This window comes from Klebsiella sp. CN_Kp113 (genome assembly GCF_040064585.1).
Classification (GTDB): domain Bacteria; phylum Pseudomonadota; class Gammaproteobacteria; order Enterobacterales; family Enterobacteriaceae; genus Klebsiella; species Klebsiella michiganensis.
In genome coordinates, this window is record NZ_JBEAID010000029.1 from 1 (window position 1) to 14,681 (window position 14,681).

A 14,681-nucleotide genomic window follows, 5' to 3' on the forward strand; every position below is an offset into this window, starting at 1 on the left:
CGATGGCGGCCAGGGTGTCAAACAAGGTGGGTCTGGAGTCGGACGCGCAGAACTTTCTGCTGATGCACGCGATGGGCCCGAACGTGGCGGGGGTGATTGGCTCGGCGATTGCCGCCGGGGTGATGCTCAAGTACGTGCTGGCGATGTAAATCGTTACCTTTCCCGGAGGCGGCGCGCTGCGCCTGTTCGGGCTACCGGATCGCAGACGGCTGTAAACCTGTAGCCCGGGTAAGGCGTCAGCCGCGACCCGGGGATTATCCCGGAGGCGGCGCTTAACGCGCCTTGTCCGGGCTACCAGACTGCACGGACCCGTAGCCCGGTCAGCGCAGCGCCACCGGGAGATTTCCTATAAGGAGGCTTTGATGAATGAAACCATAACATTACGCCCCGAAAGCAGGGCATCGATATCGACAAAGGGTGTGGTCGTGGATGACATGCTGGCGTCGCTCAACGAGCTCGAGCAACTGCATCCGGCGCTGAATCTGCTGGCGCATCCATCAATCGGTCAGGGGAGTCATGATTTCTTTTTCCAGTGTTATGACGCTGGCGTACAGCATGCGCAAGCGGGAGTCGCTGAAACGGTATCAGCGCTGCCTGATTCGCTGTCACATGAGCAGCAAAGATGCGCGCTGCTGTGTGCCGCAGCGGGTCGCCTGAACGCCCTGGGCCAGCCGCTGACGCACAATCGTCTATGCGATCTGGCCGGTCAGTATTGCGCCAGCGTGGCGGATGCTGATGCCGAAACCCGCAGCGGTTTTTATACCGTACGCAGCATATCGCTGCCGGTTTACCGGCGGCTGCTGCGGGATAAGCATCCTTCTGGCATCTGTCTGCAGCAGGCGCTGCTGCACCTGCTGGCCTGGAAGAGCGATTCCCCCTGGGCCCGGCAGCAGGCTCAACGGTTGCTCTGGCAGGGCGGCGTTCTGGGGGATAAAGGCGAGTTTGCGCTCATGACGCTGGATGACGAGCTGCGGGAGCGCCAGTTTGCGTGGCCTGACCTGCGGTCGCTGCTGGCCATAACCGGGTTTCTGGCGACATTCCCGGCCGGGCCGCTATTTGCTGATTGAAAGGTGCTCCCCCTGCGGGGGAGCCTGTTAATTGGTTGCCGGATATTCCTGTACGGCGATATGCAGCGTGATTTTTTTATCGTCGCGCATAATCACCACCGGAATTTCCGAACCCGGACGAATCTCTGCGACCTGATCCATGGTTTCGAGGGCGGAAACGGCGGGCTTGTCGTTAACGGAAATAATCACGTCGTTGGCGCGGATACCCGCCTGGGCGGCCGGGCCTTCCGGCGCTACATCATTCACCACAATCCCCTGCAGCTGATCGATACCGCCGCCGCCCTGCGCATGCATCGGCGCAATTTCGCGGCCGCTGATCCCTATATAGCCGCGAATCACGCGGCCATCGCGGATCAGCTTATCCATAATCTTGGTTGCCAGCTGGAAGGGGATCGCAAAGCCGATGCCCTCCGGCGTTTCGCCGTCGTTGCTTTTATCAAATGACAGGGTGTTGATACCCATAAGCTCGCCCAGCGAGTTCACCAGCGCGCCGCCTGAGTTACCGTGGTTGATCGACGCGTCGGTCTGCAGGAAGTTCTGGCGCCCGGTGGGGTTCAGGCCGATACGGCCGGTGGCGCTGATAATGCCCTGGGTAATGGTTTGCCCGAGGTTGTACGGGTTGCCAATCGCCAGCACGACGTCACCGATATGCGGCACGCGTTTCGGATTAATCGGAATGACCGGCAGGCCGCCGCTGGCGTTGATTTTTAATACCGCCAGATCGGTGAGGGTATCGGAGCCGACCAGCAGTGCTTCAAAGACCCGTCCATCCTGCAGAGCAACAATAATCTGGTCGGCATCGTTGATAACGTGCTTATTGGTCAGGATATAGCCGCGCTGATCCATGATCACGCCGGAACCGAGCGTTAGCTGGTTATGGCTGGTGCTGTTGAGGGCGCGGTTATAGACGTTCACGACCGCTGGGGCGGCGCGGCGAACGGCGGAATTATAGCTGGCGGGGGATTCATCCGCGCTATCGTACTGCGTGGTCGGCGAAAGCTGCCACTGGCGCAGCGAAGGCATAACGGCCAGCAGCAGGCCGCCGACAATCAAACCGATAAGTATCGAACGTAAAAACTTTCCAGGCATGATGCAGATATCGTTGATGGATAGACAGGCGCAGCATAACACGTCTTGTCCGGACATCGCACTGCACGCGATGCCCGGAAGGCGAGTTAACGCAGCAGCAGATAGATGCTTTCGCTGCCGCGAATGACGTTCAGCGCAATCACCGTCGGTTTGCTTTCGAGCACTTTGCGCAGTTCGGCAATGGAGCGCACGCGCTCGCGGTTGAGGCCAATAATGATATCGTCTTTATGCAGGCCCGCCTGCGCGGCCGGGCTGCCTTTATCGACATTATCAATGACGATGCCTTTGGTTCCGTCTTTCATCTGACCGTCGCTTAACGATGCGCCCTGCAGGGCCGGTGCGATAAGCTCGGCGCTGGCGGAAGAAGAGGTGCTCTTGTCCAGAGTGACTTCCACTTCAACGGGTTTTCCTTCGCGCAAGAGTCCTAGCTTCACTTTGGTGCCCGGCTCGGTCGTGGCGATGCGTGAACGCAGTTCGGCGAAGCTGTTGAGCGGTTTGCCGTTGAGGCTGACGATAACGTCACCAGATTTAATTCCCGCTTTGGCCGATCCGGAGTTTGGCAGCACCTCGCTGACGAACGCGCCGCGCTGGACGTCAAGGTTCATCGCTTTGGCGATATCCGCGCTCATTTCCATACCTTTAATACCCAGCAGGCCGCGTTTGATTTCACCAAACTGAATAAGCTGCTGGGAGAGGATTTTCGCCATATTGCTGGGGATCGCGAAGCCAATGCCGACGCTGCCGCCGCCCGGGGCCAGAATAGCGGTATTGATACCAATCAGCTCGCCGTTGAGGTTCAGCAGCGCGCCGCCGGAGTTGCCGCGGTTGATTGAGGCATCAGTCTGGATAAAGTTCTCCAGCCCCTCAAGGTTCAGGCCGCTGCGGCCAAGGGCTGAAATAATCCCTGAAGTGGCGGTCTGGCCCAGGCCAAACGGGTTACCGACGGCGACGGCGAAGTCGCCCACCCGCAGTTTATCGGAGTCGGCGATCGCGATTTGCGTCAGGTTGCTGGGTTTTTGCAGCTGCAGCAGGGCGATATCGCTCTGCTCGTCGCTGCCGACCAGTTTGGCATCGAACTCACGCCCGTCGTTGAGCTGGACGCTGATTTTCTGGGCCTGATTAATGACGTGATTATTGGTCAGCACGTAGCCTTTTGCAGCGTCAATAATGACCCCTGAGCCCAGGCCTTCAAAAGGCTGCGCCTGCTCTTGCGGCGCGTTGTCGCCAAAGTACTTCTTCAGCTCTTCCGGCATATTTTGCGCGGGTGACGCGGTACCCTCAACCTGTACGCTCACCACCGCCGGCAACACTTTCTCCAGCATCGGCGCGAGGCTTGGCAACGCGCCCTGACCGGGAACCTGTGTCGGTAAAGACGCTGCTGCCGGAGGTAAGGCGGACAACGACAACCCAATGCTTAACGCTAACGCACTCAACAGCAAAGTCGGTTTATTCATTAGTTGCTGGCTCTCGTAACCTAAGGTGTATGGTAAACGTCCCGAATGGCCTGATGTTATTGAATTTTCGACCCGGTAACAACGTGGGCAATCGTTAAATTGTAGCTGGGATGGAAGGTGGAAACGGGCGCAGAGGGTGCGCCCGGAAAATATTTTTACTGTCGTTGCCGGTTTAGTCGCGCTTTACGCCGCCGCGCAGCAGACCGGATGCGCCTTCAGAGTAGTCGCGCGGCATCTGGACCGGGGCCTGATCGTTGCCCGCTTCGGACTCTTCCAGACGATTGCGGAACGGGTTGGCGTCCGCCATGCTGTCCGGCAGCAGGTTGTTGGAGCTTTTCGCCATATGCTGATACAGCTGGCGGTAATCATGCGCCATGTTATCCAGCAGCTCTGCGCTCCGGGCAAAATGGCTCACCAGCTCTTCGCGGTACTCTTCCAGCTCTGCTTTATTCTTTTCCAGTTCGAACTGCAGCGCCTGCTGTTGGCGTAATTTGCGATTGCCAAAACGCATCGCGACGGCGCCGATAATGATGCCGACAACTAGCCCAATTAGCGCGTATTCCCAGGTCATGAACATCTCCCGTTGTTTTGTGGTTCCGTAGGGTGGCTGTGAGGCTCTCCGCCTGCGCCCGATAGTGCCACTATAACCGCTAATTCCACAGAAGTGGAATCCTGGCGTATCATCACGTAGTGTAGAGCGGCCTTTTTTTCGTCAATCGTGAGCTACGGCATTACGGTTTTCAAGGAATAACAATTAGATCATGCAAAGCCTGTCCCCAACATCGCGTTACCTTTCCTCTCTCAAGGAGGGGAGCCATCAACCTGACGACGTCCAGCGAGAAGCGGTCAGCCGCCTCGATACGATTTATCAAGAACTGCAGAATAAACCTTCGGTCGCGCCGCAAACCGGCGGCGGTCTGCGGGCCAAATTCGGCAAACTGCTGGGCAAGCGCGAACCCGTTGCCGAAACGGCTGCCGTTCGCGGCCTCTACATGTGGGGCGGCGTCGGCAGAGGAAAAACCTGGTTGATGGATCTGTTCTATCAAAGTTTGCCGGGAGAACGTAAACAACGTCTGCACTTTCATCGCTTTATGCTGCGGGTTCATGAAGAGTTAACGTCGCTGCAGGGGCACAGCGATCCGCTGGAAATCGTCGCGGATCGCTTTAAAGCTGAAACCGATGTGCTCTGCTTCGATGAGTTTTTCGTTTCTGATATTACCGATGCAATGCTGCTGGGCGGCCTGATGAAAGCGCTGTTTGCCCGCGGCATAACCCTGGTGGCGACGTCGAATATTCCGCCTGACGAGCTGTACCGCAACGGCCTTCAGCGCGCTCGTTTCCTGCCCGCCATCGACGCCATTAAACAGCATTGCGATGTGATGAATGTCGACGCCGGTATTGATTACCGCCTGCGCACGCTAACCCAGGCGCATTTGTGGCTGTCGCCGCTGAACGCTGAGACGCAGCAGCAGATGGATAAACTGTGGCTGGCGCTGGCGGGGACGAAGCGCGAGCAGATGCCAACGCTGGAGATCAACCATCGCCCGCTGCCGACGCTGGGCGTTGAGAACCAGACGCTGGCGGCTTCCTTCGCCACGCTGTGCGTGGATGCGCGTAGCCAGCACGACTATATTGCGCTCTCGCGTCTGTTTCATACCGTGATGCTCTTTGATGTGCCGGTGATGACCGGACTGATGGAGAGCGAGGCGCGGCGCTTTATCGCCCTGGTCGATGAGTTCTATGAGCGCCACGTCAAGCTGGTGGTCAGCGCGGCGGTACCGCTGTATGAGATCTATCAGGGCGAGAGATTAAAATTCGAGTTCCAGCGCTGTTTATCGCGCCTGCAGGAGATGCAGAGCGAGGAGTATCTGAAGCGGGAACACCTGGCGGGGTAAAACCGGGGACAAATCACATAAAGGGGTCGATCTTTGACCCCGACTTCTCTATAATCTTGCGACCCCACGTTACGAGAAGGTTTTTTTCCCAAAACTTTCTATGTGCCGGCATAGGCTATTCGAAGGGGTAGGTTTGCTGGACAATGTCGTGTGAACCTCAACTGACTAAACGTTTGGGTGTTCACCAACGTGTAACTTATTTATTTGGGTAAGCTTTTAATGAAAACTTTTACAGCTAAACCAGAAACCGTAAAACGCGACTGGTATGTTGTTGACGCGACCGGTAAAACTCTGGGCCGTCTGGCTTCCGAACTGGCTCTGCGCCTGCGCGGCAAGCATAAAGCGGAATACACTCCGCACGTTGATACCGGTGATTACATCATCGTTCTGAACGCAGAAAAAGTTGCTGTAACCGGCAACAAGCGCGAAGACAAAATGTACTACCACCACACCGGCCACATCGGTGGTATCAAAGAAGCGACCTTTGAAGAGATGATTGCCCGCCGTCCTGAGCGTGTGATTGAAATCGCGGTTAAAGGCATGCTGCCAAAAGGCCCGCTGGGTCGTGCTATGTACCGTAAGCTGAAAGTTTACGCGGGTAACGAGCACAACCACGCGGCACAGCAACCGCAAGTTCTTGACATCTAATCGGGATTATAGGCAATGGCTGAAAATCAATACTACGGCACCGGTCGCCGCAAAAGTTCCGCAGCTCGCGTTTTCATCAAACCGGGCAACGGTAAAATCGTTATCAACCAGCGTTCTCTGGAACAGTACTTCGGTCGTGAAACTGCCCGCATGGTAGTTCGTCAGCCGCTGGAACTGGTCGACATGGTTGAGAAATTAGATCTGTACATCACCGTTAAAGGTGGTGGTATCTCTGGTCAGGCTGGTGCGATCCGTCACGGTATCACCCGCGCTCTGATGGAGTACGATGAGTCCCTGCGTGGCGAACTGCGTAAAGCTGGCTTCGTTACTCGTGATGCTCGTCAGGTTGAACGTAAGAAAGTCGGCCTGCGTAAAGCACGTCGTCGTCCGCAGTTCTCCAAACGTTAATTGTTTTCTGCTCACGCAGAACAATTTGCGAAAAAACCCGCTTCGGCGGGTTTTTTTATGGATAAATTTGCCATTTTCCCTCTACAAACGCCCCATTATTACCACTTTTTCAGCATTTCCAGAATCCCCTCACCACAACGTCTTCAAAATCTGGTAAACTATCATCCAATTTTCTGCCCAAATGCAGGTGATTGTTCATTTTTTGTTTGGATGACGAACGAAATGAAGTCACGCAAATGGGGTTTTTACATCTGGCTGGCCATGCGTGGTCGGCAGCAGTACAAAAATTCTGAATATACCTGGAGGTTTTCATGGCTGTCGCTGCCAACAAACGTTCGGTAATGACGCTGTTTTCTGGTCCTACTGACATCTATAGCCATCAGGTCCGCATCGTGCTGGCCGAAAAAGGTGTTAGTTTTGAGATAGAGCACGTGGAGAAGGACAACCCGCCTCAGGATCTGATTGACCTCAACCCGAATCAAAGCGTACCGACGCTTGTGGATCGTGAGCTCACTCTGTGGGAATCTCGCATCATTATGGAATACCTGGATGAGCGTTTCCCGCATCCGCCGCTAATGCCGGTTTATCCGGTGGCGCGTGGGGAAAGCCGTCTGTACATGCACCGTATCGAAAAGGACTGGTATTCGTTGATGAATACCATTCAGACCGGTACCGCTGCGCAGGCTGATACTGCGCGTAAGCAGCTGCGTGAAGAACTGCAGGCGATTGCGCCAGTATTCACCCAGAAGCCCTACTTCCTGAGCGATGAGTTCAGCCTGGTAGACTGCTATCTGGCACCGCTGCTGTGGCGTCTGCCGGTTCTCGGCGTAGAGCTGGTCGGTGCTGGCGCGAAAGAGCTTAAAGGCTATATGACTCGCGTGTTTGAGCGCGACTCTTTCCTCGCTTCTTTAACTGAAGCCGAACGTGAAATGCGTCTCGGTCGGGGCTAAATGATGGATGTATCACAGCTGACGCCGCGTCGCCCGTACCTGTTACGAGCGTTCTATGAGTGGCTGCTGGATAACCAGCTGACTCCGCATCTGGTCGTTGACGTCACTCTGCCGGGCGTAATGGTCCCGATGGAGTACGCTCGCGATGGGCAAATTGTTCTCAATATTGCCCCACGTGCTGTTGGTAACCTCGAGCTGGCCAACGACGAAGTGCGTTTTAACGCGCGCTTTGGTGGCGTGCCGCGCAATGTCTCCGTGCCGATGGCGGCCGTGCTGGCGGTTTACGCGCGCGAGAATGGTGCGGGAACCATGTTCGAACCAGAAGCGGCTTATGATGAAGATGTCACTAGCCTGAACGATGACGAAGAGCTGCCTGACAGCGAAACGGTCATGTCGGTGATCGATGGCGATAAGCCGGATAATCACGACGACGATCCCGACGATACGCCGCCTCCTCGCGGCGGCCGTCCGGCGCTGCGCGTCGTTAAATAATGTTTATCAGGCCCTTCGGGGCCTGTTTTACTTTCTACCATTCACCGTGATTGCCGTAAAGCATCCCCGCTTTAATTCTCTATTTCATACTCTCCGATGCGGGTACGTGGCGTTGATTTCAAACTCCGCTAATAAACCTCATATTTCTACTACACTCCGTGTAGGGCTCCTGGGTTGATTGTATTCCCTTTCCACCCCCTTTTAAGTGTATATCCGCTATCTGGTACGTCTTTAATTAAGCTATTAAGCTGGGTTGCCGATGAGCGAAAGAGCTTGCTGAGTCTGTAATACATCAGGGGGTGGCTGAAATTATAATATAGTGCGAGAAATTTATGTGAATTTATTGAATTCATATAATTAATATTCTAGTGTTTGATATTAACTTATTTTCCTTGTAAATGACTGTTCGGAATAATGGTGTTTTATTGCCGCTCTGGGGATAAAATATATCAATATTATTTTTATCGTTTATGGCGGTTTTATAATTAAAGTCAATGAATATTCATGTTAAGGCGCAAAAATCGTTGAGTTTTTGCTACGATTCATTGTTTTTTTTGTTTTTATTTACGTGAATTTCAGAAGGGTATTTATATGGCTTAATTATTAATTAAGTTTTTCTACATTTAAAGTTAATTTTTCTAAGTGTATTTTATTGTACCCCTTCATGTATTGTTCGTTTCGTATTTAATACGCATGCTTTCATTTAAAATGCGTTTATTAGATATATAAACATATTATACGTTAAGGATTGACTCATGAAAAAAACACTTCTGGCTGCCATTCTGGCAATGAGCGCGACTTCTGCTATTGCTGCTAACCCCTCCGCAGTATTAAAAGTAAAAGGTACTTTGACTAATGCTGCATGTACCCCAACTTTGAGTAATGGTGGTGTGGTTGATTATGGCATTATTAACTTGGGTATGCTTTCTGCTACTCAAGTTAATCAGCTGGGGCAGAAAGATATCGATTTAACTATTAATTGTACTTCACCAACCAAAGTATCATGGAACCTGGTTGATGAGCGCAGCAGTTCTAACGCAAATCTTGTCGTTGAAAACGCGACCTTTAATGGAATTTCTCTTCAAAGTATCGATCAGACTTACGGAGTTGGTAAGGCTGGCGAGGTAAATATTGGTTCATATTCTCTTTTTATAAAAAATAATAGCGTAACAGCAGACGGGAATAACGTTGACAATATCATTGTCGATTATTATGATTTAGGTGGAACTTGGAGGAATAATACTAATGGTACCACGGTAGGTAGCTCCTATCGCGATATTACTGTTGCGAATACCGGTTCTGTAGAACCGCTGGCATTCAAAACCGCCACTTTCCCAATGGCAACCTCTCTGGCAATTCAAAACACCAGCACGCTGGCTATTACTGACGATACCCCTCTGGATGGCCAACTTACCATCAGCCTGCGTTATCTGTAATTTTTAATATCATAAATTAATAATTAATAGGGGAAGTGTTTTGGCTATCCCCTATATAGAACGACCAGATTAACACGGAGTGTTAATGCTTAAGAAGGATTTTATTATGAGTTTATTTAATTCTTCAGCTATCAGATTGTGTATTGTCTCTGCATTTTGTCTGACCGCGCATTCAGTTTTTGCGGAAGGTATGGTGCCGGAGACAAGTTTACTGGTGATTGATGAAGCTACCCATAGTGGTACAATGAATGTTAAAAACACGGATGCGCATCCTGCATTACTGTATACCGCTATTATCGATTTACCAGATGAAAGTGAAGATATAAAAATAATGCCTACACAGCCTGTCATCCGCGTCGAACCTGGGCAAACACAACAAATTCGGTTTATTCTGCAGAATAACACACCACTGGAAGTGGAGCATTTTAAACGCGTAACGTTTGAAGGTATTCCGCCTAAAAATAATGATAAAAGAATTAAAATTGGTTTTAATATTCGCCAGGATTTGCCAGTTCTTATTCGCCCTGCTAACCTGGCTGTTGTTACTGATGCATGGAAGTATCTTCAATGGTCAGCAAAAGGAAATGAAGGGAAAGTCGTTAATCCAAGTAAATATGTTGTGCGGTTGGCTCGTGATATGATTTTTCTTCCTTCGGAAGCAACGGGGTATATTAATAAAAGCTATATTTTGCCCGGGGAAACATTAAAGATAACTATTTCAAAAAATATCGTTAGTGACAATAAAGTTAAATTTTTCCCTGCCAGTCGGTATGGTGTTGAAGTTCCAAGTTTTATTACGGAATTAAATGAAAGATAAGAAATATCTATGCATAAACAACGCCATTTTTCTTCCTGCAACTACGTATCTTTATGTTGTACCTTATCGCTGACTATATTTTTTTCTGCTGTTCTACAAGCCGAAGAGGTTACTTTTGACTCCGAAATGATTCACTCACGTGGGTTGAATATCAACCTTAACCGCTACTTTGCCCTGGCTCCACGTTTTCTTCCCGGTACACATTCAGTGCAGGTGAAAATTAATAATAGGGATAAAGGAACCGTGGCGGCGCGTTTTGGTGAGGATGGTACGCTTTGCATTGATAATGATTTTATTGAATTTGCCGGGTTAATGCCGGTTCCGTTGAAAAAAGATGAAGAGTGTCATGACATAGTTAATGATTATGCACAGGCAGTGGTTAAAGCCCTACCGGGTCAGGAAGCGGTAGAGCTGTTCCTACCGGCAGAAGCGTTGAACGACTTAAATGGCGACATTAAGAGTTTTCAGCGCGGCGGGATCGCCGGGTCGCTTAACTATAATCTGTTCAGTACACGCAGCGAATATGATGGTAGTGATGCCAGTCTCTACTCACAGGCCAGTCTGGAAGGTGGCCTGAATGCTGCTAGCTGGTCGTTGCGTAGCCGCTATATCCTCACCGACGATAATGGCATTAAAAATGCTGAAAGTATTTATACCTACGCCGAGCATGTTTTCGACATAATGAAGATGACAATGCAGCTCGGGGAGATTAATGCCAGATCGTACGTATTGAGTGGGGCGCCGATCCTTGGTGTTCAGTTGACGCCTACACGCGCTTTGCAAAGCCGCGGGAGTGGTATCAGTATTTCAGGGATTGCACGTAATGCCCAGGCTCGCGTTGAAGTACGCCAGAGCGGGCTGCTGATCTATAACACACTGGTGCCAGCCGGACCATTCACGATTGAGGATATGCCAGAGGTCCGTAGTAATGTGGATCTTGAGGTTACCGTTGTTGAATCCGATGGCTCAACCAGTCGCTTTATTGTTCCTGCCGCCTCCGTAAGGCGTTCATCGTTTTCTCGTCCCCAGGGAGTGTCTGTTTCAGTTGGTCAGGTGAACAAGATTAAGGGCGATCATGAAAATCCTTGGGTGTTTAACCTTTCTAACGACTGGCGTGTATTACAGCAACTGAATCTACTGTTCTCTGGCGCAATGGCGGAAAAGTATATTGCCTCGGGTGTTCAGACTGAATACTTACCAGCGGATAACTGGAGTGTATCCACCGGTGTCGCTGCAAGTCAGAAAAAGTATGGTGAGAAAAAAAATGGCGTGAAAACTGAGCTACAGACCTCGGTCAAGCTGGCGGAAACCCTGCGTTTATCCACAAGTGCAGCACATTTTAGCGACGGCTATCGTGAACTGACGGATGCTCTGAGTGATGATTTCCAGCCCTATACCAGTACATACTCGACTAGCCTGGCCTGGTCTACGTCGCTGGCCGGTACGGTCAGCGCAGGTTTTAACTACAGTAAAGGAAGCAGTGATTCGCGTAATTTGTTTTTCTTCTGGGGAAAAACCTTTAAATATGCCTCTCTTTCAGTGAATTGGCAGAGAGCGATAGGGAGCCAGAATGATGACACGTTCTACGTTAATCTAAGTATTCCGCTCGGTGGTCCGCAGAGTGTTAGCACTTATATGCGTAAACAAGGGAAAGATACTAGCTACGGTGTGCAGAATTCCGGTTCCTTGTCGCAGAATATGAATTACTACATCTCCGCTGACCGTGATAATAAAGGAAGTGAAAATAGCCTTAACGGCAGTTTGAATAGCAATCTGCATTATACGCAATTAGGCATTGGCGGCGGGCGCGTGGGTTCCCGCCACCGTAATTATAATGCCACGCTCTCAGGTGGGGTTGCGGCGCATAAAAGCGGCGTCACCTTCACGCCTTATACCATTCGGAATACGTTTGCCATTGCAAAACTGAGTGAATCGAAAGCTGGCGTTGAAATCAGTACTCCACAGGGGACGGTCTGGACCGATTATTGGGGGCAGGCTGTTATCCCTGGGCTGAATGAGTGGCGTAATTCGCGCATTGAAATTGATGCGAACAAGCTGCCTGCGAGTATGACGCTGGCAAATGGAACAAAGTATGTGGCAGCTGCGCATGCTTCGGTGAGCGAAGTCGGTTTTAAAGTCCTGAATAACCGTCGGGTGATGATCCGCGTTAAGCGTGCGGATAACAGGGCGCTGGATAAGGGATTATCCATCGTTGATGAGAAAGGCAATTATATTGTCACCAGCGTGGATGACGGGCATGTTTTCCTTAATGAGGCTGAGCAGGTTTCGGCACTGTATGTCATGGACGACGATAATAACCGACTGTGCAAGATTGATTACATCTTAAGCGACAAGAGGGATGAAGACGCATTTTACGAAGAGGTGGACGGCGTATGTCGATGAATCAGTGGATAGGGATGCTGTTATCTGCGGGAATGCTGCTGTCAGGCACCGTTCGTGCCGAAGAGTGCCAGATTACGCTCTCCCGGACAAAAATTGATTATAACCAGATACGCCGTGATGATATTGTTTCTACTACCCAGAATTGGCACAAACTGTCTGAGTGGGAAGTGAATGTGAATGTTTCCTGTTCTGAAATGCATCAGATGGCGGTGCTGGTTCAGGGTGCTGCTGGCGAGAAAGGTCGCTTTTTGTTTGGCGCTCGCGGTGGGGTTGGGCTTAAGGTTGAAAATATTACCGTTGATGGCAAGTCCTACAGCGCTGGAAAAACAGCGGACCAGCTGAACTTTACGCCGGAGAGCGGGACAACATCTCCTCTGTATGTGCGTAACAATGAGGCGGTGATCGCCGTAGAAAATAATGTCGTGCCGCAAGGGAAGCAGATGAGTTTTCGCGTGCTGCTGTTCCCCGTGCTCAACGAGAGTATGTTCAGTGGAAATACCGATAACACAACAATGGAAGCGGATATCGCCTGGCGACTGCTCATCAAATAGCACTTAGCTAAACGCCGGACGATTTTCTCATCCGGCGTTTTGTTTTTTACACTTCCAGGTAGTTCAGGATGCCGTCAGCCGCCTTACGGCCTTCGGCAATCGCGGTGACCACCAGGTCAGAGCCGCGAACGATATCGCCACCGGCGAAGATTTTCGGGTTGCTGGTCTGGAAGGCGTTGTCGCTACCTTCCGGCGCAATCACGCGGCCCTGAGAATCGAGCTCGACGCTGTGCTTCGCCAGCCATTCCATGCTGTGTGGACGGAAACCAAATGCCATCACCACGGCATCGGCGGGCACCACATGCTCAGAACCGGCCACGATTTCCGCGCGGCGGCGGCCTTTTGCATCCGGCTGGCCCATCTCCGTACGCGCCATCTTCACGCCGCAGACTTTACCGTTGGCATTCACTTCAATGCCCAGCGGCTGAACGTTGAACTGGAATTCCACGCCTTCTTCACGCGCGTTTTTCACTTCGCGCTTCGATCCCGGCATGTTCTCCTCATCACGGCGATAGGCGCAGATGACGTGGGTGGCGTTCTGGCGGATCGAGGTACGCACGCAGTCCATTGCGGTGTCGCCACCGCCGAGAACCACGACGCGCTTGCCTTCCATGCTAACGTACGGTTCATCCGCCGTTTCACCAAAGCCCATGATCTGTTTGGTATTGGCGATGAGGAACGGCAGCGCATCAAAGACCCCGCTGGCGTCTTCGTTTTCCAGCCCGCCGCGCATAGACTGATAGGTTCCGACGCCGAGGAACACCGCATCGTAATCTTTCAGCAGATCGTCGAGCTGTACATCGCGGCCCACTTCGATATTCAGTTTGAACTCGATGCCCATACCGGTAAAGATCTCGCGACGACGGGTCATCACCTCTTTCTCCAGCTTAAAGGCCGGAATACCAAAGGTCAGCAGGCCGCCGATCTCCGGATGGCGATCGAAGACCACCGCCTTCACGCCGTTACGGGTCAATACGTCGGCGCACGCCAGGCCCGCCGGGCCCGCGCCGATGATGGCGACGGTTTTACCGGTTTGTTTTACGCCGCTAAGGTCAGGACGCCAGCCCATTTCGAACGCTTTATCGTTGATATAGCGCTCAATGTTACCGATGGTTACCGCGCCGAACTCATCGTTCAGCGTGCAGGAACCTTCGCACAGGCGGTCCTGCGGGCAAACGCGCCCGCACACTTCCGGTAGGGTATTGGTCTGATGCGACAGCTCCGCCGCTTCAAAAATACGCCCTTCGTTGGCCAGCTTCAGCCAGTTCGGGATGTAGTTATGAACCGGGCACTTCCATTCGCAGTACGGGTTGCCGCAGGACAGACAGCGGTCTGCCTGCGCTTTAGCCTGGCCTTCTGAAAACGGCTCGTAAATTTCCACAAATTCAATTTTACGAATCTTCAGCGCTTTCTTTGGCGGATCAACTCGCTGTAAGTCGATAAATTGATAGACATTCTGACTCATCTTAAC

Annotated in this window: 15 protein-coding genes; 11 read left to right on the forward strand and 4 right to left on the reverse strand. The window is 51.8% G+C overall.

What is annotated here, in order from left to right; translation table 11 throughout:
* Positions 1-149 (forward strand): sodium ion-translocating decarboxylase subunit beta (locus ABLV30_RS19405; RefSeq protein WP_077916149.1); only part of this gene is annotated, 149 nt, incomplete at its 5' end.
* 213 nt (positions 150-362) lie between these two features.
* A complete protein-coding gene (locus tag ABLV30_RS19410; protein WP_025108158.1) occupies positions 363-1,067 on the forward strand; it encodes a hypothetical protein in 705 nt (234 codons plus the stop codon).
* A gap of 27 nt (positions 1,068-1,094) precedes the next feature.
* Here the strand turns inward: ABLV30_RS19410 and degS are convergent, their stop codons facing one another.
* From degS to zapG, 3 genes are all read right to left on the reverse strand, one after another.
* On the reverse strand, positions 1,095-2,156 hold the full coding sequence (gene degS, locus ABLV30_RS19415) for an outer membrane-stress sensor serine endopeptidase DegS (RefSeq protein WP_009651894.1): 1,062 nt from the start codon (positions 2,154-2,156) through the stop codon (positions 1,095-1,097).
* Positions 2,157-2,242: 86 nt separating this feature from the next.
* Positions 2,243-3,610, reverse strand: coding sequence for a serine endoprotease DegQ (degQ, locus tag ABLV30_RS19420; protein ID WP_014226999.1), 1,368 nt, complete (start codon positions 3,608-3,610; stop codon positions 2,243-2,245).
* A gap of 172 nt (positions 3,611-3,782) precedes the next feature.
* Positions 3,783-4,181 carry a Z-ring associated protein ZapG gene (zapG, locus tag ABLV30_RS19425; protein WP_004854637.1) on the reverse strand — a complete coding sequence of 133 codons (399 nt, stop codon included), beginning with the start codon at positions 4,179-4,181 and terminating at the stop codon, positions 3,783-3,785.
* A gap of 190 nt (positions 4,182-4,371) precedes the next feature.
* Here zapG and zapE point away from each other — a divergent pair, with 190 nt between their 5' ends.
* The 9 genes from zapE to ABLV30_RS19470 all read left to right on the forward strand — a co-directional run bounded on the left by zapE (position 4,372) and on the right by ABLV30_RS19470 (position 13,210).
* Positions 4,372-5,505 carry a cell division protein ZapE gene (zapE, locus tag ABLV30_RS19430; RefSeq protein ID WP_265802175.1) on the forward strand — a complete coding sequence of 378 codons (1,134 nt, stop codon included), beginning with the start codon at positions 4,372-4,374 and terminating at the stop codon, positions 5,503-5,505.
* A gap of 219 nt (positions 5,506-5,724) precedes the next feature.
* Positions 5,725-6,153, forward strand: a complete 429-nt coding sequence (gene rplM / locus ABLV30_RS19435; RefSeq protein ID WP_004106200.1) for a 50S ribosomal protein L13 — start codon at positions 5,725-5,727, stop codon at positions 6,151-6,153.
* A 15-nt stretch (positions 6,154-6,168) separates the two neighbouring features.
* Positions 6,169-6,561 carry a 30S ribosomal protein S9 gene (gene rpsI / locus ABLV30_RS19440; RefSeq protein ID WP_000829815.1) on the forward strand — a complete coding sequence of 131 codons (393 nt, stop codon included), beginning with the start codon at positions 6,169-6,171 and terminating at the stop codon, positions 6,559-6,561.
* Between the two features lie 311 nt (positions 6,562-6,872).
* Complete coding sequence (sspA, locus tag ABLV30_RS19445; protein WP_014226997.1) at positions 6,873-7,511, forward strand: stringent starvation protein SspA; 639 nt, start codon at positions 6,873-6,875, stop codon at positions 7,509-7,511.
* Positions 7,512-7,514: 3 nt separating this feature from the next.
* Positions 7,515-8,003, forward strand: coding sequence for a ClpXP protease specificity-enhancing factor (gene sspB, locus ABLV30_RS19450; protein WP_014226996.1), 489 nt, complete (start codon positions 7,515-7,517; stop codon positions 8,001-8,003).
* A gap of 755 nt (positions 8,004-8,758) precedes the next feature.
* Positions 8,759-9,439, forward strand: a complete 681-nt coding sequence (locus tag ABLV30_RS19455) for a DUF1120 domain-containing protein (protein ID WP_032751486.1) — start codon at positions 8,759-8,761, stop codon at positions 9,437-9,439.
* Positions 9,440-9,524: 85 nt separating this feature from the next.
* A complete protein-coding gene (locus ABLV30_RS19460) occupies positions 9,525-10,256 on the forward strand; it encodes a fimbria/pilus chaperone family protein (protein ID WP_224398802.1) in 732 nt (243 codons plus the stop codon).
* Positions 10,257-10,265: 9 nt separating this feature from the next.
* Positions 10,266-12,659, forward strand: coding sequence for a fimbrial biogenesis usher protein (locus ABLV30_RS19465; protein ID WP_064380283.1), 2,394 nt, complete (start codon positions 10,266-10,268; stop codon positions 12,657-12,659).
* Positions 12,650-13,210 (forward strand): hypothetical protein, encoded by a 561-nt coding sequence (locus ABLV30_RS19470; RefSeq protein WP_265801033.1) that lies wholly within the window; start codon positions 12,650-12,652, stop codon positions 13,208-13,210. Before ABLV30_RS19465 ends, ABLV30_RS19470 begins: the two co-directional genes overlap by 10 nt.
* 46 nt (positions 13,211-13,256) lie before the next feature.
* On the opposite strand, the gene gltD is transcribed toward ABLV30_RS19470, so the two are convergent.
* Entirely contained in the window at positions 13,257-14,675 is a 1,419-nt protein-coding gene (gltD, locus tag ABLV30_RS19475; protein WP_004854608.1) for a glutamate synthase subunit GltD, read from the reverse strand.
* Between the last annotated feature and the right edge of the window lie 6 nt (positions 14,676-14,681).